The organism is Actinotignum urinale DSM 15805, assembly GCF_000420445.1.
Taxonomy (GTDB): Bacteria; Actinomycetota; Actinomycetes; order Actinomycetales; family Actinomycetaceae; genus Actinotignum; species Actinotignum urinale.
Genome location: NZ_ATUY01000002.1, coordinates 86,174 through 113,142 on the forward strand (window position 1 = coordinate 86,174; position 26,969 = coordinate 113,142).

A 26,969-nucleotide genomic window follows, 5' to 3' on the forward strand; every position below is an offset into this window, starting at 1 on the left:
TGTACGTTGTGAGCATTGGCGGAAAGTGACAACGGCCACCCAAGGTTTACCCTGATAATATTGTTAAATATGTTCGTTACAGCAATGGGGGAAGGATGGGGATGAGCGAGAAAAAAACAGAAGCGTGGGAACGGATTCTTAACGCGGCTGGCGCGCCTCTCTCAGATCTCGATAAAGAAATCCTTAACCTGGAAGAAACATGGCGGAAATCTTTTGCGACGAAAGAGCACGCAATTCGTTCCCTCGGCATGATTCCAACTCAGTATTACATTCACCTCATGAATATTGTGAAAAATCCCCGCGCTGAACTAGAATATCCCGAGATTGTTCGACGGATTCGCACGTTGTGTGAGCAACGTGGGCGCGAACGGCGTTGATGCAACCCTTAAAATCAGGGGACGAAACGCCGTGTTCCGTCGTATAACAAGAAAATAACTAAAAAAAGATAGACTACTGACGTGGCAAAAACATACCCAGAAGATGAATTTGATGTAGCGGCTCGCGGGCGTAAGAACAATGGCGCCCACCGGAGGCGCAAGTCTGCTACGAAATGGTGGCTTGCCTTGCTTGCGGTTATCGTCCTAGCGCCGACGGCAGGCTACGGCATTGTGTGGTTTAACCAAATGAATGTGAAGAATTCGCAGACAACTTCGCAAACCTCTAAGAGCACGCCGAGTGCCACGGCCTCGCCAACAAACGCGGGTAAAAAAGATGGCGAATCGCCTAAACCTTCTGGTACTCCTACTCCTACTCCAACGCCGAGTCCCACCCCAACATCTGAGGCAAAACTTGACCGCGCGGTTCTTATTCTTAATGCGACCTCTGTTAGGGGAGTTGCTGGTTCGGTCCAAGAGAAATTGCAAGGGTCTGGATATACTGCCACAAGTGTGGGGAATTACAAGTATCGTCGCCCCGCGCAGTCGCAAGTGTTCTATCCAAACGACGAGGATGAAGCGACGGCTAAGGATGTTGCCGCCAAACTCGGTATTGCTCAGGTGATTAAAAACGCAGAGGCTTCCGGGGATCGCATTATAGTTGTGGTAGCCCAGGATATTGCCGGAAGATAGGCGTAAGTAAAATCTGAACAAAAGCTGAGTTCTCCGTGAACCCACCTTGCACTCTCGGGGTGAGAGTGCCAGAATTGGATTAGCACTCGGGTATGTCGAGTGATAAATCCATAGGCTGGTGAAACAAAGGGAACGGTCTTTCGAGTCGTTCCTCTTATGTTGCCGTCGCGGGCGCCGGCCACGTCTCTACGGAGGAATATAACTTATGGCAAAGATGATTGCCTTTGATGAGGAAGCACGTCGCTCCATGGAAGAGGGACTCAACCTCCTCGCAAACACTGTTAAGGTAACACTTGGTCCTAAAGGCCGTAACGTCGTTCTCGACAAAAAGTGGGGCGCACCCACCATTACAAACGACGGCGTTTCTATCGCCAAGGAAATTGATCTTGAAGATCCCTACCAGCGTATCGGCGCTGAACTCGTTAAAGAAGTTGCCAAAAAGACGGACGATGTTGCAGGTGATGGAACCACAACCGCAACTGTTCTTGCACAGGCACTCGTGAACGAAGGCTTGCGTAACGTTGCCGCCGGCGCTAACCCGGTTGCACTCAAGAAGGGTATTGACGTAGCCGTTAAAGCTATTGCCGAACGCCTTCTTGCTGACGCTAAAGAAATCGACACCACCGAAGAAATCGCCGCAACAGCAGCAATTTCTGCCGGTGATGCCGTCATCGGTAAGGCGATTGCGGAAGCAATGGAAAAGGCCGGTAAGGAAGGCGTTATTACCGTCGAAGAATCTTCCGGGCTTGAACTTGAACTCGAACTGACCGAAGGTATGTCCTTCGATAAGGGCTTCCTCTCACCGTACTTCGTCACAGACGCAGAACGTCAGGAAGCGGTTCTCGAAGATCCTTTCATCCTCTTCGTGGACTCCAAGATTTCCAACCAGAAGGAACTCCTGCCTGTTCTCGATAAGGTCATGCATGCAGATAAGCCTCTCCTTATCGTCGCAGAAGATATTGAAGGCGAAGCACTTGCAACACTCGTTGTCAACAAGATTCGCGGTATCTTCCGCTCCGTAGCCGTCAAGGCTCCCGGTTTCGGCGATCGCCGCAAGGAAATGCTTCAGGACATGGCAATTTTGACAGGCGGTCAAGTAATTTCCGAATCCGTCGGTTTGAAGCTTGAAAACACGGATCTTTCCCTCCTTGGACGCGCCCGTAAGGTCGTCGTCACCAAGGAAAACACAACGATCGTCGACGGCGCAGGCGAAGCTGATCAAATTGACGGTCGCGTTAACCAGATTCGCAGCCAGATTGAAAACTCCACCTCCGAATACGACAAGGAAAAGCTCCAGGAACGCCTGGCGAAACTTGCCGGTGGGGTTGCCATTATCAAGGCTGGCGCCGCAACCGAAGTTGAATTGAAGGAACGCAAGCACCGCATCGAAGATGCAGTTCGCAACGCAAAGGCCGCTGTTGAAGAAGGAATCGTCGCCGGTGGTGGCGTCGCCCTCATCCAGGCAGCAGACGAAGCCTTTGCAACCCTCAAGCTCGAAGGCGACGAAGCAACCGGCGCGAACATCGTCCGCGTTGCTATCGAAGCTCCCCTCAAGCAGATTGCTGTGAACGCGGGTCTTGAAGGCGGAGTTGTTGTGGAAAAGGTTCGCAACCTCAAGAAGGGCGAAGGCCTCAACGCAGCAACAGGCGAATACGTGAACCTCGTGGATAACGGCGTCATGGATCCGGTGAAGGTAACACGCTCTGCACTCCAGAACGCAGCCTCCATTGCCGGCCTCTTCCTCACAACAGAAGCCGTTGTGGCAGACAAGCCAGAACCCGTAACCGCACCGGCAGCAGATGCTGGCGCAGGCATGGGTGGCATGTACTAAACCGATAATCGCGAATATTAACCGAATATCGCAAAGATGCCGAAAACACTAGGCAAGTGGTAGAGCGGTATCGAATAGGTCGGTTGTGGTGATAGCGAGTATTCGCGCGAAATAGTTGCAGTACTCTGGCGATGTTCCATAAAGTATCGCAACTGTTCGCTACGAGTTCTCGTGTGTAGCGTACATAGTAAAGTGTGGGGTTAAACCTATGGTTTAACCCCACACTTGCGTATTTCTGGCTCGATTGTGGTGTTTGCAGGCACAATTGCCACCGCGAGATTTCCTGTGTTGATACAAGCTTTTGTGCAGGTGTTTGCAGGCACCATTGCCAGGGGGGTCTGTGTTGATATGCGCTTTTGTGCAGGTGTTTGCAGGCGCAATTGCCACCGCGAGATCTCCTGTGTTGATACGCGCTCTTGCGCAGTCGCTTGCGGGCAGAAAGTTTGCCACGCGGAGAACTAAATGCCGGGTTCTTTTTCCATTCCGTGAAGTTCAACATCGTCAAAGGACGTGTCGATAACGCGATTAATGCTCCCCGTCGCCGGCTTGGCTTCGGAAGAATCTCTGCTTTTCGTCTGATGGCTGGCCTGAAACTCTTCAGCAAGCGCCTTATCTGTAAGGGGAGAATCCACACGGGCGCCCACAACCTGAGCTTCGTCTCGCGCCACCTCAACAGCCTTGTTTCGTGCATTAATTTTCGCCAAAAAATCCGTCGTCACTTTTTCGCGATCATTTTTAGTCCGGGGAAACGCGGGTATCGTCGTCGTATCCTTACGTGCCATTAAGCGCTCCGCAGCGTTCTCTAAACTCGACATATTATCGTCAGGTGAATCAACACCTTTCCGTGAAGAAAGCCCTGCGCGAATTTCACCAATACTCTTTTTTTCAGCACGGTTTGACGATGAATGCGACTCCTCTTCCAGGGGAGAAGCGCCGGCGTCAGTAGCCATCTCACACTGGGAAATCTTTTTTTCCAAAACCTCAGCTTCGGCTTGCAAATTTTGGCGAGCCATATGCTCCCAGCTACGCCCCAGAGGCGTTATGAACAGTTTTTTGCGTTCGAGCAGACGTGAAATAATCCGCAACCGGCCACGCATAAACGCCAAAAGTGGAATATGGGCGTACTCCTTACGAATTTGCTCCGAATATTTGCGATACACCTGCGGAGGAGATGCCACGATAGACATGTGGGCATCTTTGAGACAAGAAATATCGACATCAACATCGCCCATAACCCCATAAATCGTCGACCCCGGCTCCCCACGCAAAGATTCCGAGCCGGAAGAAGGCAAAGCCCAAATAAGCTCTGCAACACGACGCGCTTTTTCGGAGGAAACCCCAACACTCTCCAACTCTTGTTGAGCTGTCTGCGCAGATTTCAGTTCATCCTCGCCACCACGTTTCGTGTACGTTCGCACCGCAGATGTATCGAAAACAATACCGTGGTACCACACCGCAAGGCGCACGGCGTTTGGATTGCATGTATCGCTCAGCAACTTCTCCGCATTTGCTAACATCGTCGTGACATGCGTTAAACCGTGGTACAGACGTCCAGGCGCGTTCCATCGATGAATCACTGATTCGTAAAGCGTGCGGATACTGTCAAGGGGCGCTGTTGCCCCGAGTCCCATAACAGCGCGCTTGAACGAGGCGGGTAACCATGACGGAATATTCATCATTCTCCTTGGGAACACAACTGATGGGAAAACCTATATAGATTTTAAGTGTAGGCGCTTTTCCTGTCTTTTTTGTTGTTTCGACGAGAAAGGTTCGTGGGATTTAACATGCCTGAAGGAGAAGGTGGCATCCGGTAAAACCGAGAATGGGACGAAAGTGTGGATAACTCGATATTTTGCTGCGTTATCGGCTAGGTTATATATGTGAACATTGCCCATGATAAAACGGCGTCAATGTCCCCCAACGGATGGGCGCTTATTACCGGTGGAACCTCGGGAATCGGACTAGCTTTTGCACGCAGGCTTGCACAACGTGGTTACAGCCTCGTCCTTGTGGCGCGCAATAAGACAAAGCTCGAACAAACAGCGCAAGAATTTGCCGAACGCGGAGTTAGGGTAGACGTCATTCAGGCGGACTTAACCACTGAGGACGGCGTGAACGCCGTGATTGATCGTGTGAAAAGTGACGATAACCCTATCGATGTTCTTGTGAATAACGCCGGCACCGGTCTCTACCATAGCCTCGCCACAACAGACTTCCGAGATATTGACCAAGCTGCCGTCGTCATGGCTGAAGCGCCCATGAAAATAGGTGGCGCGGCAGCTACGCAGATGAAGAAACGCGGAAAAGGGCACATTATTAATATTTCTAGTGTTCAAAGTTTCGTTCCCACCGGGCCATACGCTTCCTTTAAAGCACTGATACGAATGTGGTCAGAATCCCTTTCGGGTGAATTACACGGCACAGGCGTGAGGGCAACCGTTGTTATGCCAGGATGGGTACGCTCCGGTTTCCATAAGTCCGGGAAACGTTCCGGCGTACCTGACGCGCTCTGGCTAGAACCCGATACGGTTGCGATAGAGGGTTTGAAGGCCGCCTTCCAAGGGAAAACGCGGTGTGTTCCGTCAACTCGATATAAAATTATTGCGTTCCTTGCCGAAAAAGCACCGCGTGGCGCGGTAAACTGGGTGGGACGTAAAATTAGCGGGTCGAAAGGCGGTCATAGGTGAGCGAACTCGAACCCATCGATCCCTATTTGGATGATGGAAAAGCCAAACGGCGCCATCGTGTGCGACGCATGCTCACCAAGCCTGTCATATCAACACTTTTACGTCCGACAGTCCTCGGGGAAGAGAATATTGAACAGCTAGAGGGTGCATTTATTTTGGTGCCAAACCATTCCTCGCACCTTGATGCGCCCATGGTCTTTTCCCTCCTTCCCGATAAATTAACTGAACGCCTTGCAACCGGCGCTGCCGCCGACTACTTCTACCGCAAACGCGGAATCTCAAATCTCACATCCCTATTTTTCAACACATACCCAATTGAGCGCAGTAGCAAACCAAAAGGTAAAGCCGGGGAAGCCGCAGAACATCAAAGCGGTAAAGCTAAAGGAATGACGGGCCGTCTCCTGCGTGCAGGCGTCCCCATTCTTATTTTCCCTGAGGGAACGCGTTCACGAACGGGCGAACTGGGAACGCCGAAAGCCGGAGCCGCGGCGCTTGCGCAAAAATTCAACGTCCCTATCGTCCCTATTGCGATGAGTGGCGGACACGAAGTTATGCCGGTTGGAAAAATGCTCCCTAAATGGCGAGGTGAAGTTTTCCTTTTTATCGGCCAACCCATGCATCATCGTGAAGATGAAACGCCCGACGAATACATGAACCGCGTTTTCCACGCTATTAAACTCATGTTGGAGCAAAAAAGCGCACATCCCGTGGATGACGACGGAAGCAACCCCTTTGTCGATTAGCTCCTTCGTCAATTAGTCGATTAACCCGTTTATCGATTAGACGGTTAGCCCCTTCATTGATTAACCCGCTGTGTTTTTCTCGCCTTTCGCGTTTTTCTCGCCCTTTGCGGATTTCGAAGCCTTCGCGTTTTTCTCGCCCTTTGCAGATTTCGAAGCCTTCGTGGTTTTCGGCGCCTTCGTATTTTTTGTATTCCACAAACTCCAGCCACCCCTGTTTCCACGTTTCTTGTGCGTAGCCGGGGTGCTCTTTTGCGCGGGGGCGGCACCTTCGTCGTCGTTATGATAGGGAGGGAAAACCATTTTAATGGTTAAACCACCACCGGGTGTGCGTAAGGCTCGGGCGAACCCTCCGTGGGCACCAATGATTGCTGCAACAATTGCTAGCCCCAATCCGCCTCCGCCCGAGGCGCGTGAACGTGAATTGTCTGGACGATAGAAACGTTCAAAAATGCGTTCTGAACTTTCCGGGGAAATGCCCGGGCCGTGATCGCGCACCTCAATAACCGGATGGTTATTTTCAATACCAACAGCCAACTCAACCGGCGTGCCCGGTGGCGTATGTGTCAGAACATTAGACAAAAGATTCGAGACAACCTGAATTATTTTGTCCGTATCAGCCAACGCCATAACCGGCTCTGGCGATTCGGTTCCATCCAGAGCAATCAGCTGAGTGGGCCTCTTGTCTGAGCGGGCATGGAAGTCCATGAGCGCATTTTTGCAAATCTGGGTCAAATCGATGCGCTGCCATTCAAGCGGACGCCCTTCATCAATACGCGCCAGCTGCAATAAATCCTCAACAAGCCCGCTCATACGATTCGCTTCGGACTCCACGCGCCCCATCGCATCCATTACACGATCTTCGGGAACGCCACCCAAACGGTACAGTTCCGCATACCCGCGCACCGTCGCCAAAGGAGTACGTAATTCATGCGAAGCGTCGGAAATAAACTGACGCATTTGAATCTCGCTACGTTCCTTTTCCTCGAAAGCGTGCTCGATTTGCGCGAGCATTGCGTTAATAGAATTCGCCAGCACGCCAACTTCGTCTCGGTCATGCCCGTGAGGAACACGATCGGACAAGGACCCCGCAGCAATTTTGTGTGTAGCCTCCTCAATATCGCGCAAGGAACGCAAAGATCGTGAAATCATTCCCGTCACCAAAAGCCCCGCAGCTAACACCGTCGCCAATCCTGCGAGAGTAAAAATAAGCTGCAACCGTGAAATTGTGTATTCAATAGGGCTCAGTGGTTTCGCAATCACAAAGTACCCTGTGGTTCCGTAATCTGTTTCGTAATTTTTCACCGGAACGACGAGGGCGCGCCATTCTTTGCCCGCAATGCTTCCTTTGAGCGTAATGGGCTCGTTAGGCAGATCGGAAACAACGTCAAGGATTCCTGTTGGGTTCCCGTACTCTTTAAGCACTTGGGGGCTGACGGATTCAAAGACTTTCATGCGGTCTACACCGGGTAGGGTGTAGTTCAGTTGAATAAAATAGTCAGAAAGATTGTAGCCACCATTTTGATCGGGTGCGTTAATGCCGACGAGTTCCAGGACATGTTTTTTTGCCGGCTCCGCGTGGGTCATAAGCTCTTGATCAATATTTGCAGTCAAGTATTGTTTCAGGAGTTTCGAGCTGGCAAACCCGAGGAAGAAAATAGCCGAACTGAGCAGAATAACGAAAACCGTGATGAGTTTGGAGGTCAGCGAGTGCGTTGTTTTCTGCGAACGGTGCTTTTTTCGTTCGGATTCGGGGTTTTTAGACGAATAGTGGGTTCGTGCAAGTAGCCCGCGATCGTCCCTGGCGTGTAACGGTGGTTTCATGCGGAAAAAGGTTATTTACCCGCGCGAAGTACGTATCCGATGCCGCGGCGTGTGTGTATGAGGGGCACAAGTTCCTTGGCTTTTTCAGGGTCGGTAATGTTGAGGGATTCTGGGGAGTCAATTTTGCGTCGAAGATAGGAAATATATGATTCGACGATAGAGATTTCTCCCTGCCAATTGTAGTCCCATACATGATCAAGAATTTGTGACTTGGAGACGACTCGTTCGGCGTTAATAATGAGGTAACGCAAGAGTTTGAACTCTGTGGGGGAGAGTTCAATGGAGTGTCCAGCACGTGTTACTTCATATGATTCTTCGTTGAGCTCCAGATCCGCGTAACGTAAAATTCCAGTATCTGTTTCATCCGGGGTGGTGCGACGCAGGACGGCGCGAATTCGTGCAACGACTTCTTCAAGGGAGAACGGTTTTGTAATGTAATCATCCCCTCCGACGGTCAGTCCTTGGACTTTATCTTTAATATCGTCGCGGGCGGTGAGGAAGAGGACGGGAAGTTCGCTATTGCGTTCACGTAGGCGGCGGAGTACTTCAAATCCGTCGAGTTCAGGCATCATAATATCCAGAACTGCGAGGTCAATGCGTTGATTCTGCTGGTGAGCGAGAGCTTCTTTACCATCTGCTGCCGTAAGGACTTCAAATCCTGCAAACTGAAGTGAGGCAGAAAGAAGTTCGCGGATTGACGGTTCATCATCGACAACAAGAATTGTCGCTTCGGGTGTTGAAGATTTTTGCATCATGAGTATATCCAAACCTTTTTATCTGGAAGTTTTCTGAAAGTTTCTTGGAAACGATAATACAGCACGGGATGCTTAAAGGGGTTAAGTGTCAAAAGGGGGCCGGATAGTTTCGTGTATTTTTAGGAGGATGTTGTGGAGATTTCTTGCATTGTTGAGGGGTGCTGGGGTGCTGTTGCAATCTGGTGGTGCGCTTGGTTGGCGTTGCAATATTGAGGGGTGTAACCGCATATTGCAATATTGAAGGGCGCCACCGAATGCATTTCAGTGACGCCTCTCAAAAATTATCGCCTAGTATGTTGTGAAATCCTGGCCTTCAATTGTTTTTTGTGGTTCTTCATCCTTCTGAGAATTCCCACCTTTCAACGCTGCGAGGCGCATTTCAACTTCCAGGTTATCTCCGCTCGTTTCAAGTTCCGCAAACTGGTTTTCAAGAGAAAGCCCTGCAACTTCCATTTTGCCCTGCGTAATGGCTTCCTGGTGACGAATCTTGTCCTCAAATCGAGCAAGTTCGCTCGTTGGGTCAAGAATGTTAATGGAGGAGATTGCGTCTTGAACTTTCTCCTGAGCCTGTGCAGTTTTCTGGCGTGCAATAAGGTTGTCGCGGCGGGTCTTAAGGTCAGCTAAACGGTCCTTCATGGCAACCAGGCCTGATTTGAGCTGTTCGACAACCTGTTCCTGTGAGGTAATCAAAGGCTCTGCCTGCTTAGCTTCGCGCTCATACTGGAGTTGCTTACCCAGGGCGACCTTAGCCAGACCATCCCATTTATTCGCCCCAGCTTCGTCGCCACTAGCACGCAACTGATCTGCCTTTTGTGAGGAAGCAAGGGCTTTCGCGCCCCATTCTTTAGCGGTGGCAACATCTTCGTTGTAATCGTTTTGTGCCAAGCGAAGGTTGCCGATGGTTACCGCAACCGCATCTTGGGCTTCCGCAATTGAATTTGTGTAATCACGAACCATCTGATCGAGCATTTTCTGCGGATCTTCAGCCCGATCAAGGAGCGCATTAATATTTGCCTTGGCAAGCTGAGTAATACGTCCGAGGATTGTTTGTTTTTCGGCCATGTTATACCTTTCTGTGTGCCACCTGGATGGAAGCCTTGGGTTGCGAAAAAACGAGCGTTTTCATCTCATTATGTATTATCGACGACGGCTATGTCACCAATCTTATTGTGGGCATAAGCTGAGGTGCGAGTTTTTGAGTTCTGCGCTGAATAATCAAGGCGTAAAGGGGTAAGCCTCATTCTTCACCTGCAAGAATCCAGCATATTCAGGATCTTGAACTTTAGAAGGAACGACCACCGCCTCCGCCAAGGCTACTTCCGCCACCCGAGGAGCCACCAGAGCCACCCCAGGATGAGCCGCCCCATGATCCACCAGAGCCACCCCAGGATGAGCCGCCCCAGAAACTGTCAGAACCCCAACGTGATCCGCGACCCAAGCTCGAGCTGACCGCACCAATAATGAGGCCGGACATGAAACCACCCCAGTCTCCGCCACCGGAACTGTTGTTATTGTGAAAATCCTGAGCGTTACGGAATTCGTTGACAGCCGTGTCGAAAGCGTCGCGAGCATAAGAGTCTGCCTGAGAATAGTGATTAAGCTGCAGGTTCACATCTTCCGCGTTATCTCCCGCTTTCAAACTCGCCTCAGCGGCCTCAATTTTCGCTCGTGGGTCACGTCCAAGAACCGCAAGGTTTTGCTGAATATAAATCTGTGCACGCTGAATAGATTCAATGGCCTGGCTGCGTTGCCGGTCAATAGCCAGCTGGGCACGCTTCCGGTTTTCTTCCTCGTCGCGAGCAGGAGCTAGAGCCGCGTCAATCTCTGCTTCCGCAGCCGTGAGTGCGCGAATACCCTCCCAGGGGTCAACGTTCGGCGCGGAGTACTGTGCAATCAACTTCTGCGCCTGCGCTTTTGTCCGTCGTACATCTTCATTGCTTCCACCGATACGATTCGCATCCTGGACGTCCGAAGAAATGGAGGCAATATGTTTCTGGAGCTGAGCCTGGGCGTCAATAATCGCCTGCTGAGCGTTAATAATGCTCTGATAGCGGGAGGATGCCTGTTCAAGGGCATGTTCGGCAATATTCACGAAGGGAACAGCCTTATTGTTCTTTTGTTCCGCAATCAGTTGGTCCGCCTGTTCTAAGGCTTTATTGCCACCATCAATAAGGCTCTCAATTTCAGCCGGAAGCCCCACCAATGTGGCAATCGAGGACGCCCCATACGTGTGGGTAAGGGTGTCCAGCTGGGCGCGTGCCATGGGGAGGTCGCTTGTGATCTCCAGCGCCTGAGCCTTGAGTTGCGAAATGCGCTCGCGGGCATTGGATGCCTCGGCTCGCAAGGCGTCAAACTTTTCCCTCTGGGTAGCCACAATCCCCAGCGCTTGCTGTGCATAGTTCCAGATAAATTCGTTCGCTGCGCGCTTCTTGCCCTCCGGCCAATCGTTGGCGTCGTCCAGCTGTGTGCGCGTGGTGAACGCTTCGGAAATGAAGCCCTGGGCGCGGCGAATATCCGCGTCCATACCCTTCGTGGTTTCCACTCCGAATTGTGCGGTGGCGAAATCGAGGTCGAGTTTTGCCTGACGCACGGCGTCGTCGGCGCTGACGAGGGCATCGGAGGCCTGTTTGGAGAGTTGAGCAAGAGATGCTTCGCATTCGGCTTTCGCCTTTGTCTTTTTACGACGACGATACAGATAATATCCGACACCGCCCCCAATAATAATCAGGCCGAGCACGGTATCGAAGAAACGATGGCTTTCGGAGACTTCATCGATAAATGTTTCGCAACCCTGCATGAAATTGCCCTGTGCGAATTCGTCCAAAGCGCCGGCGTCGAGGGCGTCGTTGAATTCCTGTTTGGTGTAGCTCTCTTTTCCGAAGGCGAAGGAGACCTGGCGGGATTCAACCGCTATAGCGAGGAGACTGGTATCGCGAGGAAACCCGCTTTTCGCAAAGCTTTTCGAGGCCCACGTGTCAGCGGAGATTCCCGAAAAATCTTTGACGAGCACAATGCGCAGAGGCTTGTGGCTGTAGTTTTGTAGCTCGCGAAGTTTATTTTCGAGGGTTCGTATTTGGTCGTAGCTGAGCACATCTGCTTCGTCGGTAACGGGCTGGCTGTACCTTCCCGGTTCGCTTGCGTAAGCGGATGCAGTGTGGAACATAGATACGCCAAAGCCGATGGTTAGCGTGAATGAAAGGAGGGCGGTGATGGTGAGGGTGGTAGCAAGGGACGCAATCTTGTGTGCAAAACGTTGCCGAAATGAATGGTTGCTCATAAAGATACTTTCTACCTGTTCCATCACGAATGTGCCGTATCTAATATTTTACCGGAACTTGTAGGAGGTGGTGGACAGTTCTCGAAGCTAATGAAATCAACTAAATAGCCCAGCGGTGTGATATCGGGTGAAAAATCTTTACAGATGATGTGGAAGAAGCGGGAAGTCGGGTAGTATAATAGGGAGTCTTTCCGCTGGGCAACCGCTCGGCGGTTTTTCCTAGAAAGGGTTACAGTGGCAACCGGTAAGGTTAAATTCTTTGATGAAAAAAAGGGTTTTGGGTACATCAGCGGTGATGATGGCGTTGATGTCTTTCTTCCTGCCTCCGCACTTGCCACCGGCGTTAAGGTAAAAAAGGGAACGCTGGTTGAGTATGGTGTTGCGGAAACTCGCCGCGGGCCGGCCGCTTTATCAGTTGAGGTTATTCCGCAGGTGGAATCTTTAGCGCGTAAAAATCGTCGTTCTCCTGAGGAAACGGTTCTTATTGTTGAAGATCTTATTAAGATGCTGGACCACGCCTCAACGCAACTTCGTCGTGGAAAATATCCGGAGGGAGGACAGCTTATTGCCCGTGCTTTGCGTGCTTTAGCTGATGATTTCGATGCCTAATTCCGAAACCGAAGAAACCTCGTTGCCACCTCTTGTTGCTGTAAAAGATGGGGAAGAAAAGGTTCCCGACGAAAAACGTTTACGTCCTTCTCACGAAGATACTGCCGAGGGCATCCTTGTCTCTCGGGATACTGTTGACGTCGCTTGTGAGGCGGTTAAGGAGGATGTTCCAGAACGTTTCGTTGGCGAATATGCCGGGTATGTGAAGGATGAAGATGGTGTTTTGACGCATCTTTTCACATGCCTGCATCCCGGTTACCGCGGTTGGTATTGGGCTGTGAGTGTTCTTCATGTTGAGGGTTGCGAGTACGCAACGATTAATGAGGTTGGAATGGCTCCAGGAGATCAGGCTTTGTTGGCTCCTCGGTGGGTTCCTTTACGCGAACGCATTGAAGAAGTGAAGGCAGAAAAACGTGCTGAGCATGAAGCCGAGATGGAGCAACGTAAGAAGGCTCGTGGCGGGCGTAAGCGCCGCAGGACTACTCGTTTTGTGGGCGGGGCTGAACATGTGCGTCCTCGAAAGAAGAAAATTCGTCAGCGTGCCTTCGTGTTGGATAAGGGGTTGGCCTTTATAGGGCGCGGGCAACGTTTGCGGGCGCAAAGGGTTGCCGAAGTGGCAAGAGTCCGTATGGCACACGAGTTTGAGGCATCTGCGCAGGGCGGGCGAGCCAGTTCTATGTGGAAGGTTAATCGTAGTCGAAGCATGGGCATGAGGTGCCTATCTCGTCGTTACAAAACTGTAAATCTATAAACGGATTTTTTGCGTTCAATGATTGGTTTGCAGGGATGTATTCGTGAATATGAGTGGGGTAGCCACACGGCTATTCCCGCTATATTTGGGCAATCACGCTCCTTAATTCCGGTTGCAGAATTGTGGTTTGGGGCTCATCCCGATGGCTCGGCACTCTGTGTGGATGCCACCACTGCACATTTCGTCCATTCGCCTATTTTTTCCGCCGGCAGGGCGTGCACAAGTGCGGGCGAGGTTCATGTAAATGGAAGTGCTGGCGAGGCTCCTCTAGAAACGACGGAAACTGTCGCAGATGCGAGTGAGCTTCATACAAGCGCGGGCCAGGTGCGCAAAACATCCATGACGTTGCAGGAGTATATTGCTGAAGATCCCATTGGCGCACTGGGACGCCATGCTGTACGCAACAATAACCAGTTACCCTACTTAGTCAAACTTATTGCGCCGGAACGCCCCTTAAGTTTGCAGGTCCATCCTTCCCTTGATCAAGCCCGCGCAGGTTTCGAGCGCGAGAACCGGGCGGGAATCGCGCGAACCGCCCCTGAACGTAACTACAAAGACGCCAATCACAAACCTGAACTCATCTATGCACTGACACGTTTTGAGGCGCTTGCGGGGTTGCGAACAACCCGACGGGTGGAAGAAATTTTGAGTGGCCTGGACTTACCGCTAACGAATCATTTACTTCAAACTTTGCGCAACGACGGCGTATCCGCAGTTTTTTCACATTTGTTGAGCGAGAAAACACGGCCTGGACGCGAAGAAATTGCTGAGCTTGTGGGCAGGTGTAGGGAGCGTCGTCTTGCACAAAAATCGCCGTCGGTGAGGGCGGACAATATTGCGGAGAGACTTGCGGCAGACTATCCGGACGATCCGGGCGTTGTGGCGTCGCTACTAATGAACCCGGTGAGGCTACGACCGGGCGAGTCCTTGTTTATTCCTGCCGGAACGGTTCATGCCTACCTTTCCGGGCTGGGCGTAGAAATTATGTCTGCCTCGGATAATGTTCTTCGTGCGGGGTTAACCTCAAAGCATGTAGATGTTCCGGAGTTGTTGCGGGTAATGGATCAGTCTGCGGTGCCTCCGATTCGCGTAGCTCCCGAAAAAATGAGCTTTTCGCACTCCACGTTTTATGTCCCCGTTGACGATTTTGAACTCTCTGTAGTTAAGCTCACAGACGCTTTGAAGGCGGAAAAAATTCGCGCACGCGGTCCGCGTATCATCCTATGTCTTGAAGGCGCTATTAACGTTTTCACTCAGAACGAAAGATGCACCGTAAATACGGGGAAAGCGGTTTTTATTCGCGACGACGAAGGCCCGGTACGGATGCGCGGTGTCGGCAAAGCAATTATTGCTTCTGTTCCGTAAGGAATGGAGTAATAAATTTTAACTACAGCATATGAGTGACGCGAGCCACTGCCCAGCCTATCTCCGTTTCTCGACATTTGAGATTTTTAACCCCCGTTTTTGACCGCATATTGAGATTTTAATTTTCTGAGCCGAAAATGGCGAAATATAATATATAGGATCCTGATAAACGGGTCTTATCCAATTTTTAGGAGATAGTACGAGTGAGCGTTAAAACTACATCTGATACCCGAGCAGATGAACAGCAATCGTCACAGTCCAACGTCTTTAAAGATTATTTCAAAATCAATGAGCGCCAAACCACCGTTGTTCGCGAAATTCGAGGCGGTCTCGTCACATTCGTGGCAATGGCCTACATTCTTATCCTTAACCCCCTCATTCTTTCCGGCCCGGATTCGACGGGAGCTTTCCTCGGTGGAGGCACCGCCGGCCCTAATATTCCGGCAATCGCAGCGGGAACGGCTCTTGTCGCTGCCGTATGTACAATCCTTACCGGCGTGGTGGCAAACTTCCCGCTCGCCATGGCTGCCGGCCTCGGTTTAAACACCATCGTTGGTGCCGTTATCGTAAAAATGCCCGGAATGACCTGGGCAGACGGTATGGGCATTATCGTTATTGAAGGCCTAATTATTCTTCTTCTGGTGCTAACCGGCCTACGAACAGCAATTTTTAAGGCGGTACCGCGATTCTTGCGTACCGCTATTTCTGTGGGTCTCGGCCTGTTCATCACTCTGGTTGGTCTTGTTAACGCCGGTGTTGTGCGCCCGTCGAAAGGCACGCCACTTTCGCTAGGTATTAACGGATCCTTCGCCTCCTGGCCGATGATGGTATTCCTCGTCGGTTTGGTTGTTACCGCAGTGTGCATGCTCCGCAAAGTCCCCGGTGCGATTCTCATCGGTATTATCGTCTCAACCGTCGTCGCAATTATCGTCGACAAAGTTGCGAACCCCGGAATGCTTGACCCGGTAAAGAACGTATCCGGTTGGAAGAGCGGTGGCCCAACGATTATGGGTAGCCCGGTGCAGATCCCTGAATTCAGCACCCTTGGCGTTTTCTCCATTACCGGCCCGATTCAGAAGCTCGGCTTCCTCGCGGCAATCGTTCTTGCGTTCTCCGTCATGCTTGCCGACTTCTTCGACACCATGGGCACCATGGTTGCCGTCGGTTCCGAAGGTGACCTTCTCGACGAGCACGGTATGCCCTACAACACCGGGCGTATCCTCACCATTGATTCCTTGGCCGCCACATTCGGCGGTATGGGTGGGGTTTCCTCGAACACCTCATTCGTCGAATCAGCGACAGGTGTTGCCGACGGTGCGCGCACCGGCCTTGCCAGCGTCACCACAGGTGTTCTTTTCCTTCTCTCCATTTTCTTCGCCCCCGTTGTATCCCTGGTTCCCAGCGAAGCTGCCGCTCCGGCGCTCGTTGCTGTTGGTTTCCTTATGATGCAGCAGGTAACAGAAATTGATTGGCACGACCTTTCTGTCGGCGTCCCGGCGTTCCTTACCGTTGCTTTCATGCCCTTTACCTACTCCATTACCGACGGCATCGGTATTGGGTTTATTGCCTACGCTATTATGTGGGCGTTTGCGGGCAAGGCGCGTAAGGTTCATCCGCTAATGTGGTTCACAGCCGTTGTGTTTGTTGTGTACTTCTACCTTGATCCTATTCAGAAGTTGCTTCTTTCCTAGGGCTGGTTTGTCATGTCGTAATATATATGTACGACGATATTGTGGGAGACAAGACAATCTTGTCTCCCACAATTATGTTCCCGTCAGGGCTTTGCCTTACTCATGTGGATAAGGTGCAGGGCTAGGACGGCAGGTGTGGGCGGAAGAAGGCGACACTCGTCGTCCATAATATGTGCCCTACATGTGCGCTACCGATAAAATAGAAGGTGTGGCCGGCGAAACCTTAACAGAGGCGCGGTGGGAAACACCGCAAGAGCCGTGGGGCGTGAAGGAGTTAACGTGAGTGACGATTTAGTTGATACCCAAGAAATGTATTTGAAAGCCATTTTTGAGCTAGAAGAAGAGGGTGTTGTGCCCATGCGTGCCAGGCTTGTTGAGCGGCTCGCGCAGTCTAAGCCCACGGTTTCTGAAACGGTTGCGCGGATGGAGCGAGACGGTTTGCTCTATGTGGATTCTAAACGCAGGCTTGTTTTAACTCCTGAAGGGCGCACAATTGCGACGAGGGTGATGCGCAAGCATCGTTTGGCGGAGCGGCTCCTTGTGGACGTGCTGAAGATGCCCTGGGAGCACGTGCATCCTGAGGCTTGCCGTTGGGAACATGTGATGTCCAGTGAGTTAGAGCAATGCATTGTCAATCTTGTGGGTGATGAGGGTAGCGATCCGTACGGGAACCCAATACCTTCTGAAGTTGTAACTAAACCAGCCACCGCGCAGGAAGCGGGGTTGGTTACCCTGGGTTCTTGGGCTAAGTCTCGTGATGCTCAGGGGGCAGAGCAGGCCACGTCAGGCGGGCAGGTTATTGTGGAGCGTTTTGGGGAGCCTTTGCAAACAGATACGGACACCATGACTCTTTTCGCCCGAAATAAGATTTTCCCCGGTGTGAAAGTGGATATTTCGCATTACGACGACGATGTTGTAATGATTTCAAAGAGCGGAGAGAAGGTTCTCGTGACCCCTTGGGCTACGCAACATATTTTTGTCCGCACGCAAAGCGATGCATAAACTTTACGTGCAGGAAGAATTCTGCTTGCCGCGTTTTTGCGCATTGCATCGCCTGCCTAGCCCTACGTTCAGGAAGAATTCAGACTACGAATTAATCTGAAAATACTCTGGGATGTCTCTAAAATTTCCCCAAACCACGTCTTTCAGTATGCGAAATTTTGATGAGAGGCGCGATACATTTCGTCTCAAATCGTTATAAATGAAGGTTGTAAAATAATTTACTTTCATTAGTGTTCGTGGGAAAAGTGTGAAAAATCAAGGAATTTATCGGTGTCAAAAGGGCGATGTGCCACGTGTTACTTAAGGATGACAAAGAGAAAAACACGGGTTACTCTCATATAGGTACAAGTTCAAACATGTGCGTGGTCGGCTTAAAAGTTGGCTGGGCACGTACTGGGAAAACTTAACACAAGGAGAAAATTTGGGACGTCACGCATTGAAGAGCGCGCAAACAACAACTATGCTCACCTCGCCTGTAGGCCGGACTGTTGTAGCAACACTCGCAGCAGGATCCTTTGCAGGCGCCGTGATCCCGTCAGCGGTAGCGGATACCGTCACTCCTGCGCAGAACTCGGCAACCGCTAAAGCGCAAGTCAAAGAAGATCTGGGTGGAACAAAAGCGGTTGAAGCCACGGAAAAAACAGAATGGAAGATTGAACAGGTTGATGTTAAGTCAGCCAAGCCGGTAGAAGCCCAAGCCACCGCAACTCAAGCCAATCAGGTTGCTACGCAGCGTGCGCAGGCTCGCCAGGCTCAGGGAGCAGATGATGCTTCCGCTCCTGCCCCCACATCTTTTGCACCTCCCGCCAATGGCTCCATTGCCGCTATCGCATTGTCCTATCAGGGCGCGCGCTACCGTGGTGGTGGAACAACTCCTGCGGGATGGGATTGCTCAGGTTTCGTCGGTTACGTATACCGTCAGGCAGGCATTAACATTCCTCGTACCTCCGGTGCTATTCGTAGCGCAGGGCGCGTTGTTTCCGCCGCGGAAGCTCAGCCTGGAGATGTCATGTGGTGGCCGGGTCACGTTGGTATTTATGTTGGTGGGGGTCAGCATATGGCTGCTCGTAACCCAGCAGCGGGTACAAAGCTTGGTCCGAATTACGGTAACCCCACATACCTTCGCTTTGGCTAAAATTTAGATAGTGAATACTGCCGGTATAAAGCCGGCAGTATTTTTATGTTGGCTCATCGCCGGCTCGGCATGCACGTTTCATGGTTTGAGGACATTCATACTAGATTCACTGCCACGGTGAACGCAGGGTTCCTTACGATTTTGACGCCAGGATAATATTTTCCTCTCGCGCCTTATTCGTTCCTGCATGCATGTTGAGAATCCCTACCATCATCGGTACAAAAACCATCGCGCCTTACAAGATTGCCGACATTCATGTTGAGGCTCACTACCACTATCGTGGTATTCCGCAAGAGGAAAGTGTTCTACCTCCTGCAATTTTGCTGGACGGCATGAGGGTCGAAGCAAAAGTTTTGAGTTTTTTACACCTAGTTGTCGTAAGATAAAACTATTCTTACGTGACTCGAAAGGGTTGTTATGTATCAACACGAAAATATTGTCATCGTCGGCATCGACGGATCACCAGAATCTCATGTTGCATTGCGGTGGGCATGTCATGTGGCGATTAACAGAAGAGCAAGCATTCGCGCAGTTGCAGCGTACAGTGATGAAACACTTCGTGAAGATGCTCAAACGCTTCTCGACGAAGCAATAGAAACTGTACGTGATCTTGACGTGAAGTTAAGTACCCAGACGGTTCAAGGGGACGCGGTTCAGGTACTCCTCGAACAATCAAAAGTGGGAGCTCGCATTATCGTAGGGCAAAAAGGTGTGGATACACCCAAAGCAGGTCAACTCGGCCCGGTCGCCCACGCAGTCACATCAAAAGCCTTCTGCCCCGTCGCCGTGGTTCCCATGGACTACTCCAATAAGATTCCCATCAAACACATTGTGGTAGGCGTTGACGGCTCCGATGAATCTAAATATGCTCTAAATCTTGCCGTTCGCATAGCCGGGCGTTGGGGTGGCAAAGTTTCAGCCATAAACGCGGTAAATGTGGGTATGTCTGCCGGGCTTCTCCCCAGTGCTCAAATGACACAGGAAATCCTCGAAGATATTCGCATAGGACTCGAAGATACCGTTAAAGAAGTCCTGAGAGGGGACGAAACAGTTTCGGTATCCTGCTACGCGGTTGAAGGTTCAGCAAGCGATATTATGGCTGATTTTTCTACGACGGTAGACCTCGTTATCGTGGGGACCAGAGGCCGAGGAGGGCTAACCGGTTTCCTCTTCGGTTCAACTAGCCAACAAATCTTAAAAGAAACACATGCTCCGGTTATCGTCGTACCTCCGCGAGCAACAACAACACTTCACGTCAAAGATTCTAACGTTCCCTGGGACATCAAGGACGATCCTTCCGCAAGGTAACTCGCACATACCGGACACGTAGAGTGGCACACCCAACGTATTATGTATATAACTGTGTTCCCGCGCGCTTTCCCGGTATGCTTATAGGGTTGCCCTCGTAGCTCAGGGGAAGAGCGACCGCCTCCTAAGCGGTAGGTCGAAGGTTCGAATCCTTTCGGGGGCACAAGACATGTTAGGTATGGCAAAGAAAAGTGCGCCATACAATTGAACGCCACGTAGGTGCCGTTATAAAGAAAAAAGAACAATAGCCCACTAGAGGCGGGCAGATTCGGAGTCGTATGAAATCCGCAGATCGACCACTTCATATCGTCATGACGGTTCTTCACACTTCGCCGTTGGCGCGTCCGGGTTCAGCGGATGCCGGCGGATTAAATGTGGTTGTTTCTTCGACGGCTCAGGAGATTGCCCGTTCAGGGCATAAAGTCTCTCTCGTTTCGCGAAAAACATCCACAGATATGCCGGAAGTGGTGAACGATGTTTATGGAATTAAGGGGCTAAACGCATATTTTCTTCCCGCAGGCCCTTCCCATCCTTTCGCAAAAAGTGAAACGGATGTGCTTATCGAGCCATTTACGCAAGAATTTTTCAACTGGTGGGAAACTTACGGACATGATGTCGATATTATTCATTCACATCACTGGTTTGCCGGGGAATCCTCTCTCCCTGTGGCTCGTGAGGCGAAAGTGCCACATATTCAGTCGTATCACTCTGTCGCCGCAGAGGTTGGTGAAAATCTAGAGGCGGGAGAGCAACCCGAATCAGAGATGAGAATCCCGGGCGAATCTTTTTGTGCCGCACATTCGGATCTTATTCTCGCGGTAAGCGAGGCAGAACGCGACATGATTGCCCGTCGTTATAATCCAACAATTCCTATCCCGGTTGTATATCCCGGCGTAGATACCGACATGTTCCGTCCGGTTGGTTGTGGAAAACCCCATTGTCGGGAGGGTAAAGCACGCATCGCTCAGCTAACAAACAAAGACCCCTATATTTTCTTCGCGGCTCGTTTACAGCCTTTGAAAGGCGCTGATTTAGCTATAGAGGCCTTGGCGCGCATACCTTCTGAAGAACGCCCTATTCTCATTATCGCCGGGGAAGCATCGCAAGATTTCGCGGGTTACGAGGAATCGCTTCACAAACGCGCGTATGAGTGCGGCGTGGCGGAAAATATTCGCTATGTTGGATCCCTATCCCGCCCTGAACTGGCGTGCATGATTTCATACAGTGACGTCATGGTAACGCCTTCCTATTCGGAAACCTTTGGAATTATTAATCTTGAAGCCGCCGCGTGTGGCGTCCCCGTCGTTGCATGGAATAAAACCGGATTAAAAGAGTCCGTTATCAATGGCGTGACGGGAACTCTGTGCGAAACACGTGATCCTGAAGAGTGGGCGCAGGCTATTGTGAACTATCTTCGCGATCCTGAGTTGCGCGCCAAGCACGCCCAGGCTGGCAGGCGTCACGCCCAAGCGCACACGTGGGAAGCCGTTGCGGAAAAATATGTTGATATTTATCGTCAGTGCCAAGGAAAGTACGTCAAGTAATGTGCAATCACGGTGTTCGTAACGTAACCAACGAGGAAACCGGTATAGACATGCTTTCCTCACCGCTGTTTGCACGAACCCTTTTTATCCACGCCCACCCCGACGACGAAGCAATCCAAGCTGGAGGCCTGACAGCGGCACTGTGCAAAAGGGGACATAAAGTTGCCGTCGTAACATGTACTCGCGGTGAAGAAGGGGAAGCGGTTCCTGGGATATTGCCCGATGGTGCGACGGAAAAGGATCTCGTCGTGCATCGAGAAAAAGAACTCGTGGCTGCGAGAAAAATTTTTGGTGTAGACGCCGGATTTTGGCTGGGGGCAGGGGAGCGCATCTACCGCGATTCGGGGATGAGATGGGTTTCGCAAGGGGTCGCCGGGCCGGTTGAAAACGTTTCACCACACGCCTTTTCTGTTGCGCCTTTCGATGAAGAAATCCGCGACGCGCTCACGGTTATTCACGCATGGAAACCGACGGTTATTGTCGGCTACGATTCGGCAGGATCGTACGGGCACCCCGATCACAAACGCGCTCATGAGCTTGCCCTGGAGTGCGCTAGGGAAAGTGGCCTACCCTTCGTTGAGATTGCATCTGAAGAAGAACTGCCTGGATTTACCTATGTGGATACAAGCGAGTATGCATCACTGGTATATCGGGCGCTTCGCTGTTACGAAAGCCAATTAACTGTTGTCGAGGCCGAGGAAAAGCCCTACTGGCAGATACGCCATGTGGGTGGGCAATTCCAAGAGGCGCCACTTTTTCCGGGGCTACGCCGGGCGCTAAATTAATGCTGAAATTCGATACATCTTCGGCGTGCATCAAGACATTTCTTCCATAAATCTGTAGCGTTAAAGGGTGAGTTCTTTCTTTAGTCGTTTCCGTGGCCGCAACAAAGAAGAAAATGTGCCAGCCACCGAAAAAAGCACCCCTGATAACACAACAGATACGCCCGTAGTAGCCACTGAGCATACAGATTCGGCGAAAAGCGCGCAATCAGCTACATCAGCAGATGATGCTTCCGCCCCTGAACGTGAGAAAACAACGGAGGCAAGCGAGGTCGCGCCGTCGTCGCCTTCCGCGCAATCAACAAGTGCGGACGCAAAGGTGAAAGAAACAGACGCAAAACAGCGCGAAACGGCCAACGATACCGTGGAAGAAGAGCATGTCAACGTCGAAAAACATATGCATGAAGATGTTGAGAAGCGTGATGTGCTTCTTGCTCGCGCCTATGCAAGGTGGTTAGAGGAACTCACACAACACGCCCAAAAACGTCGTGAAGAACCGCATGTTGTCATTGATTTAACGCATCCTCACCCAACTGGTGGTGCGCAATTCGCTTCGGGTTCGCCCACACGGATTACCTCGCTGATTCGTGAGGAACATGCGCAGGCGCAGGCTTTGTCCTCCCTGGCGCAGCTACGCACTTACGTGGGTAAAACAAAGGAAATTTTCGGTTACGCACCCATCCATCTGGCGGTAGGGGAGTTAACCTGGACAGAACTTCCCAAACGCACCCCAAATAGTGACATTGAAAATAGTTACGAAAATACTGGGGAATTGAAGCTAGATCCTCAAAGTATTCGAGACAGAGAACTTGACGCTGCCTCGGCTATGGGGCTCGTCGAAGAAGGAGAAGCACTTCCCGTTACCGCCATACCTCAAACTGGAAATAGTGAGGAAGAACCTCTTCCGCAGGCGAGTGAAGTAAAAGAAGCCATCCTTTTCCGCGAAATTGATTTGGAAGACAAAGGCGACGACGCAGTCATCACACCAACACCGAATTTCGCAATCAATCAGAAACTTGTTGATGCCTTGCGCCACCACGGAACACCGATTCGCGAACTAGGTAAACTATCGTCCGATAGCGTGGTGAGCGAAGATGAGCTGATTATGAGGGTGCGCCAACTTGCCCACACGTATTTGCCGGGCGCTTCCTATCGTCCCATGACTCTCATGGGTGTTTTTGACGAACCTACCGAGCGACTCCTCACAGATTTTATTGCCATGAAACCCATGATTTCGCAGTCGGGGTTGTTGTGTGCAGTTGCTGGGGACGAAGCGTTGCGGCAAATATCCAGCCAGCAACTTCCGCCCGCCTCAGATGTGGACCGCGATCCGGAATCAGAGCGAGGCGTTGGGGATCTGGATGTGGAAGAAATAGCGGCGGTTGAGGCCGTAGCGAGCGGGCGAAATATTGTTATTAACACCCCTCCCGGTTCCCACGGCTTATCTGTGCTCGTCTCCATCGTGGCGGACGCCGCGGCGAGCGGACGTAGCGTTCTGTACGTACCAGCTTCTCCTAACCGCATGAGGGCTTTCCTTCAGGAGGCAGAGCGTGCCGGTGTTGACGACATGGTGTTTGATGTTGCAGATACGGATAACGCGGCCATGCGTTTGCGTACAGGTTGGAGACAGGAATTTCCCTTCTTCGACGAGGAACATTCGGCGAGTGTTTCGAAGGAACTTAAATCAAGTAGGCGAGATTTAACGAATTATTTGGCTGCCTTGCATAGCACGGATCCGGTGTGGAAAACCTCTGTTTTTGATATTATCCAGCACCTTGCCGAGATTTCTTCCCACAAAAATGGGCCACAAACCAAGATACGCCTTCAAGTGAAAACTGCCGAAAAAGTGATGGAGAATCGCGCCGGTATTCTTGACACTCTTCACAAGGCTTTCGATTCAGGCGCATTGAGCGCCACGGGTAATTCGCCGTGGGTGCTCACAGATATTTCCACTAAGGAAGATGCCGAGCGCGCGTATTCCGTGGTGAAACGCCTCGCCATGGAAACTCTGCCCTTAACGATGGAGCAGTCTCAGCGTGTGACGGGCGAAGTTGGTTTGAAGCGTTCAGCATCCATCGCTGAATGGATTGAGCAAATTCGCATGTTGGAAGGTATCGCTTCCACTCTCGAAACTTTCAAAACAACCATTTACGACCGTAGCGTTCAAGACATGGTTATTGCGACGGCGAGCGACGAATGGCGTGAAAAACACGGTCACAGCATGAAGCGTTCAAGACGTCGTGCCCTGGTGAAACAGGCGAAAGATTTTGTACGCCCAGGCGTGAATATTCACGATATGCACGGGGCACTCAGCGAAGTTGCGAAACAGCGCGAGGTGTGGCGTCGCTACAGTGCGGAGTCCGATTGGCCATCGTTGCCCGACGGAATGACGATGATTCGTGCCACGGCGAAAGAAGTTGATCGGCAACTGGAACAACTAGAAAAGATCCTTCCTGAAGATCGCCGTTTGCGCGACGAACCCATTGAGGAACTCCTAGGGTTGGTGCGTACCCTTGCTTCGCAAAAGGAAGTTTTGGATACCCAACCGCTTCGCTATCAGCTGATGAGGGATTTACGCAACGAGGGTCTTGGAGCTTTTGTGGAAGATCTCGTGGACCGAAAAGTTCCGGTGTCCAACATTGATGCCGAACTTGATTTGGCATACACGAACTCTGTTTTCGAGCAACTCATTGCACGCAACGCAATCCTTGCCAACGCCAGCCCCGCACAGGTGTTGGCAATGGTGAACCGCGTGCGCCAACTCGACACCGAACATGTCCTCAATCTGTCCGAACCCGTATTGCGTTCCACGGTGCGTATTATGCGTTCGACTGCCCGCAAGAACCGTGACGCCCTCGTGGCATGCGACCGACTTCTTGCATCTCGTAAAACCGCTGCAATTCGAGATATTGCAACGCGCCACAAAGACATTATTCAAACATCGAGGCCGGTGTGGGTTGCTCCAGCCGTTGTCGTCGCAGAATATGTTCCCCAGGTGACTTGGGCGGATCTTCTGATTATTGACAACAGTGAGGAAATGTCGCTGGCTAGTGTTGTTAGCGCGGTGGCTCGTGGTAGCCAGGTTGTTGCGTGCGGTGATGTGCACCGTGCCCGCGAAGGTAGCGCTCTTGAGGCATTCGCCCAAGCTCTTCCCAGCATCACCCTTCCCACGTTACGTGCTCACCACGACGATGTTGCTATCAGTTTCTTGCATCGTCTCGGGTACGACGAAGCCTCCCATCTTCCCGTCGCAGGTAAAATGCGAGCAACAGGCCAGCGTCTCACGGTTGTTGATGGGCGTGGAGTTCCTTCCCCGGCAACAGGTTTGGTGGAAGCTACAACTGCGGAGGTGGATGCCGTCGTCGATGCCGTCGTCGATCACATGCTGTCGCGAAACAACGAATCTTTGGCTGTTATCACAGGCTCCCAACTTCACGCAACACGTGTGCGCAACGCCGTAGATAAGGCAATTGAGCAAAATCCTGCGCTGTTGGCGGCGCGTCGTTCCCAATCAACAGAACCCCTCGTCATTACGGATGTAACACAGATTGGCGGTTTGCGTCGCGATAGTGTTATTTTCTCACTCGGTTTCGGTAAAACGGTTCACGGGCGAGTTCTTCATAACTTCGGGGCACTTTCTACTCCTGAGGGCATGGATCACCTTATTGAGGCAATGCTTGTTCCTCGCCACTATATGCACGTCATATCCTCCCTTGCGGCCGATGAGATTAGCGTTGATGATATGAACGCAAAAGCTCCGCGCATGATTAAGGAACTTCTCGATGAAGTTGCGAAATCTAGTGTGGATATGACGGCCGAAGAGAACCGAACTCAAGCCTCGCCGCTTCTACTGGACTTAGAAGCACGTTTACGCAAACTCGGTTTGAGCACAAACCTTTATTACGGGCATGGGCGCGGTGTGAGAATCCCACTTGTTGTGGGGGAAAACGACGGCGACTGGCGTGTTGCTATCCTCACCGACGATGCAGCATATATGAAAGAAAAGTCTCTGCGGCGCCGTGACCGACACATGGTTGAGGCACTTAACGAACTGGGCTGGTTGGTCACGTATTGCTATTCCACTTCAGCATTCCTTGACCCGCAGGGAGAAGCGGAACGAATCGCAAGTTTGCTGAGAGTTGTGGCAACGGCTCAAAGCCCCGAAGTATCTGGTGAATCCTTGAATTTCGGTGCCGATTCATGGGAGACGTTTAACGCTGTGACGGACGCGGTTGTTCCCGAAGAACTAGCGAACCAAGACGAAGGCAAGGACGACGCTACACGTTCCGAACCTTTACGTGGCGGTATCGCTAATGTGACAACCAAGGGAGAACAAAAACCCGAGCCGAAAGAACGCACACAAAAACCAAATATTCAACCCGGGCTACCTCTCGCCGCGTATTCCGACGATCAACTTGACGATATGGTTGCGTGGATTGCTTCCGACGGCATAGAACGTACCGAAGCGGATTACGTTAAAGAGTTGCGTAACGAATTAGATATTCGACGCCGTGGCGCCCAAATTGATGCAGTTTTGGGAAATGTTGTTCGCCGTAGCGGATATGTAAACCAGTAGCGTTAGCGTACATACTTTGTCGATG

Annotated in this window: 21 protein-coding genes and 1 tRNA gene; 17 read left to right on the plus strand and 5 right to left on the minus strand. The window is 51.4% G+C overall.

Going from position 1 to position 26,969, the window contains the following annotated elements:
* The first annotated feature begins 101 nt into the window (after positions 1-101).
* From G445_RS0101975 to groL, 3 genes are all read left to right on the plus strand, one after another.
* Positions 102-377: a DUF3263 domain-containing protein gene (locus G445_RS0101975; RefSeq protein ID WP_022865894.1), complete on the plus strand. Its 276-nt coding sequence runs from the start codon at positions 102-104 to the stop codon at positions 375-377.
* Positions 378-458: 81 nt separating this feature from the next.
* Positions 459-1,067, plus strand: a complete 609-nt coding sequence (locus G445_RS0101980; RefSeq protein ID WP_022865895.1) for a LytR C-terminal domain-containing protein — start codon at positions 459-461, stop codon at positions 1,065-1,067.
* A gap of 205 nt (positions 1,068-1,272) precedes the next feature.
* Complete coding sequence (gene groL, locus G445_RS0101985; RefSeq protein WP_022865896.1) at positions 1,273-2,898, plus strand: chaperonin GroEL; 1,626 nt, start codon at positions 1,273-1,275, stop codon at positions 2,896-2,898.
* A gap of 458 nt (positions 2,899-3,356) precedes the next feature.
* Here groL and G445_RS10715 read toward each other — a convergent pair whose 3' ends face one another.
* Complete coding sequence (locus G445_RS10715; protein ID WP_022865897.1) at positions 3,357-4,577, minus strand: HD domain-containing protein; 1,221 nt, start codon at positions 4,575-4,577, stop codon at positions 3,357-3,359.
* Positions 4,578-4,778: 201 nt separating this feature from the next.
* Here G445_RS10715 and G445_RS0101995 point away from each other — a divergent pair, with 201 nt between their 5' ends.
* Both G445_RS0101995 and G445_RS0102000 read left to right on the plus strand, forming a co-directional pair.
* Positions 4,779-5,585 (plus strand): SDR family NAD(P)-dependent oxidoreductase, encoded by an 807-nt coding sequence (locus G445_RS0101995; RefSeq protein WP_245855156.1) that lies wholly within the window; start codon positions 4,779-4,781, stop codon positions 5,583-5,585.
* A complete protein-coding gene (locus tag G445_RS0102000; protein WP_022865899.1) occupies positions 5,582-6,328 on the plus strand; it encodes a lysophospholipid acyltransferase family protein in 747 nt (248 codons plus the stop codon). The genes G445_RS0101995 and G445_RS0102000 overlap by 4 nt, the downstream gene beginning before the upstream one ends.
* 60 nt (positions 6,329-6,388) lie before the next feature.
* Here the strand turns inward: G445_RS0102000 and G445_RS09230 are convergent, their stop codons facing one another.
* The 4 genes from G445_RS09230 to G445_RS0102020 form a co-directional block, all read right to left on the minus strand.
* Positions 6,389-8,149 carry a sensor histidine kinase gene (locus tag G445_RS09230; protein WP_022865900.1) on the minus strand — a complete coding sequence of 587 codons (1,761 nt, stop codon included), beginning with the start codon at positions 8,147-8,149 and terminating at the stop codon, positions 6,389-6,391.
* A gap of 11 nt (positions 8,150-8,160) precedes the next feature.
* A complete protein-coding gene (locus G445_RS0102010; protein ID WP_169511055.1) occupies positions 8,161-8,901 on the minus strand; it encodes a response regulator transcription factor in 741 nt (246 codons plus the stop codon).
* Between the two features lie 291 nt (positions 8,902-9,192).
* Positions 9,193-9,966 (minus strand): PspA/IM30 family protein, encoded by a 774-nt coding sequence (locus G445_RS0102015; protein ID WP_022865902.1) that lies wholly within the window; start codon positions 9,964-9,966, stop codon positions 9,193-9,195.
* A 220-nt stretch (positions 9,967-10,186) separates the two neighbouring features.
* Complete coding sequence (locus G445_RS0102020) at positions 10,187-12,181, minus strand: TPM domain-containing protein (RefSeq protein WP_022865903.1); 1,995 nt, start codon at positions 12,179-12,181, stop codon at positions 10,187-10,189.
* A gap of 234 nt (positions 12,182-12,415) precedes the next feature.
* On the opposite strand from G445_RS0102020, the gene G445_RS0102025 reads away from it, so the two are divergent.
* The 12 genes from G445_RS0102025 to G445_RS0102080 all read left to right on the plus strand — a co-directional run bounded on the left by G445_RS0102025 (position 12,416) and on the right by G445_RS0102080 (position 26,944).
* Positions 12,416-12,790, plus strand: coding sequence for a cold-shock protein (locus G445_RS0102025; RefSeq protein ID WP_022865904.1), 375 nt, complete (start codon positions 12,416-12,418; stop codon positions 12,788-12,790).
* Complete coding sequence (locus G445_RS10720) at positions 12,783-13,541, plus strand: DUF3027 domain-containing protein (protein ID WP_022865905.1); 759 nt, start codon at positions 12,783-12,785, stop codon at positions 13,539-13,541. The genes G445_RS0102025 and G445_RS10720 overlap by 8 nt, the downstream gene beginning before the upstream one ends.
* An 18-nt stretch (positions 13,542-13,559) precedes the next feature.
* The gene (gene manA / locus G445_RS0102035; protein WP_022865906.1) at positions 13,560-14,906 is read left to right on the plus strand and encodes a mannose-6-phosphate isomerase, class I; all 1,347 of its coding nucleotides are present in this window, start codon (positions 13,560-13,562) and stop codon (positions 14,904-14,906) included.
* Between the two features lie 203 nt (positions 14,907-15,109).
* Positions 15,110-16,597 carry an NCS2 family permease gene (locus G445_RS0102040; RefSeq protein ID WP_022865907.1) on the plus strand — a complete coding sequence of 496 codons (1,488 nt, stop codon included), beginning with the start codon at positions 15,110-15,112 and terminating at the stop codon, positions 16,595-16,597.
* A gap of 279 nt (positions 16,598-16,876) precedes the next feature.
* Positions 16,877-17,599, plus strand: coding sequence for a metal-dependent transcriptional regulator (locus tag G445_RS09240; RefSeq protein ID WP_022865909.1), 723 nt, complete (start codon positions 16,877-16,879; stop codon positions 17,597-17,599).
* A 421-nt stretch (positions 17,600-18,020) separates the two neighbouring features.
* Positions 18,021-18,734, plus strand: a complete 714-nt coding sequence (locus G445_RS0102055; protein ID WP_022865910.1) for a C40 family peptidase — start codon at positions 18,021-18,023, stop codon at positions 18,732-18,734.
* A gap of 191 nt (positions 18,735-18,925) precedes the next feature.
* On the plus strand, positions 18,926-19,120 hold the full coding sequence (locus G445_RS12100) for a hypothetical protein (RefSeq protein WP_146002310.1): 195 nt from the start codon (positions 18,926-18,928) through the stop codon (positions 19,118-19,120).
* A gap of 31 nt (positions 19,121-19,151) precedes the next feature.
* A complete protein-coding gene (locus G445_RS0102060; protein WP_022865911.1) occupies positions 19,152-20,042 on the plus strand; it encodes a universal stress protein in 891 nt (296 codons plus the stop codon).
* A 91-nt stretch (positions 20,043-20,133) separates the two neighbouring features.
* Positions 20,134-20,205 (plus strand) — tRNA-Arg (locus G445_RS0102065).
* Positions 20,206-20,320: 115 nt separating this feature from the next.
* Positions 20,321-21,586: a glycosyltransferase gene (locus tag G445_RS0102070; RefSeq protein WP_026420872.1), complete on the plus strand. Its 1,266-nt coding sequence runs from the start codon at positions 20,321-20,323 to the stop codon at positions 21,584-21,586.
* Entirely contained in the window at positions 21,586-22,371 is a 786-nt protein-coding gene (locus G445_RS0102075; protein WP_022865913.1) for a PIG-L deacetylase family protein, read from the plus strand. Before G445_RS0102070 ends, G445_RS0102075 begins: the two co-directional genes overlap by 1 nt.
* 67 nt (positions 22,372-22,438) lie before the next feature.
* Positions 22,439-26,944, plus strand: coding sequence for a hypothetical protein (locus tag G445_RS0102080; RefSeq protein ID WP_156825525.1), 4,506 nt, complete (start codon positions 22,439-22,441; stop codon positions 26,942-26,944).
* Positions 26,945-26,969 lie beyond the last annotated feature (25 nt).

Bases quoted from the DNA above. Each gene is read 5' to 3' on its own strand.
- G445_RS0101975 (WP_022865894.1), top strand. From the start codon at position 102: ATGAGCGAGAAAAAAACAGAAGCGTGGGAACGGATTCTTAACGCGGCT.
- groL (WP_022865896.1), top strand. From the start codon at position 1,273: ATGGCAAAGATGATTGCCTTTGATGAGGAAGCACGTCGCTCCATGGAA.
- G445_RS10715 (WP_022865897.1), bottom strand. From the start codon at position 4,577: ATGATGAATATTCCGTCATGGTTACCCGCCTCGTTCAAGCGCGCTGTT.
- G445_RS09230 (WP_022865900.1), bottom strand. From the start codon at position 8,149: ATGAAACCACCGTTACACGCCAGGGACGATCGCGGGCTACTTGCACGA.
- G445_RS0102010 (WP_169511055.1), bottom strand. From the start codon at position 8,901: ATGCAAAAATCTTCAACACCCGAAGCGACAATTCTTGTTGTCGATGAT.
- G445_RS0102015 (WP_022865902.1), bottom strand. From the start codon at position 9,966: ATGGCCGAAAAACAAACAATCCTCGGACGTATTACTCAGCTTGCCAAG.
- G445_RS0102020 (WP_022865903.1), bottom strand. From the start codon at position 12,181: ATGAGCAACCATTCATTTCGGCAACGTTTTGCACACAAGATTGCGTCC.
- G445_RS10720 (WP_022865905.1), top strand. From the start codon at position 12,783: ATGCCTAATTCCGAAACCGAAGAAACCTCGTTGCCACCTCTTGTTGCT.
- manA (WP_022865906.1), top strand. From the start codon at position 13,560: ATGATTGGTTTGCAGGGATGTATTCGTGAATATGAGTGGGGTAGCCAC.
- G445_RS12100 (WP_146002310.1), top strand. From the start codon at position 18,926: ATGTTGAGAATCCCTACCATCATCGGTACAAAAACCATCGCGCCTTAC.
- G445_RS0102060 (WP_022865911.1), top strand. From the start codon at position 19,152: ATGTATCAACACGAAAATATTGTCATCGTCGGCATCGACGGATCACCA.
- G445_RS0102070 (WP_026420872.1), top strand. From the start codon at position 20,321: ATGAAATCCGCAGATCGACCACTTCATATCGTCATGACGGTTCTTCAC.
- G445_RS0102075 (WP_022865913.1), top strand. From the start codon at position 21,586: ATGTGCAATCACGGTGTTCGTAACGTAACCAACGAGGAAACCGGTATA.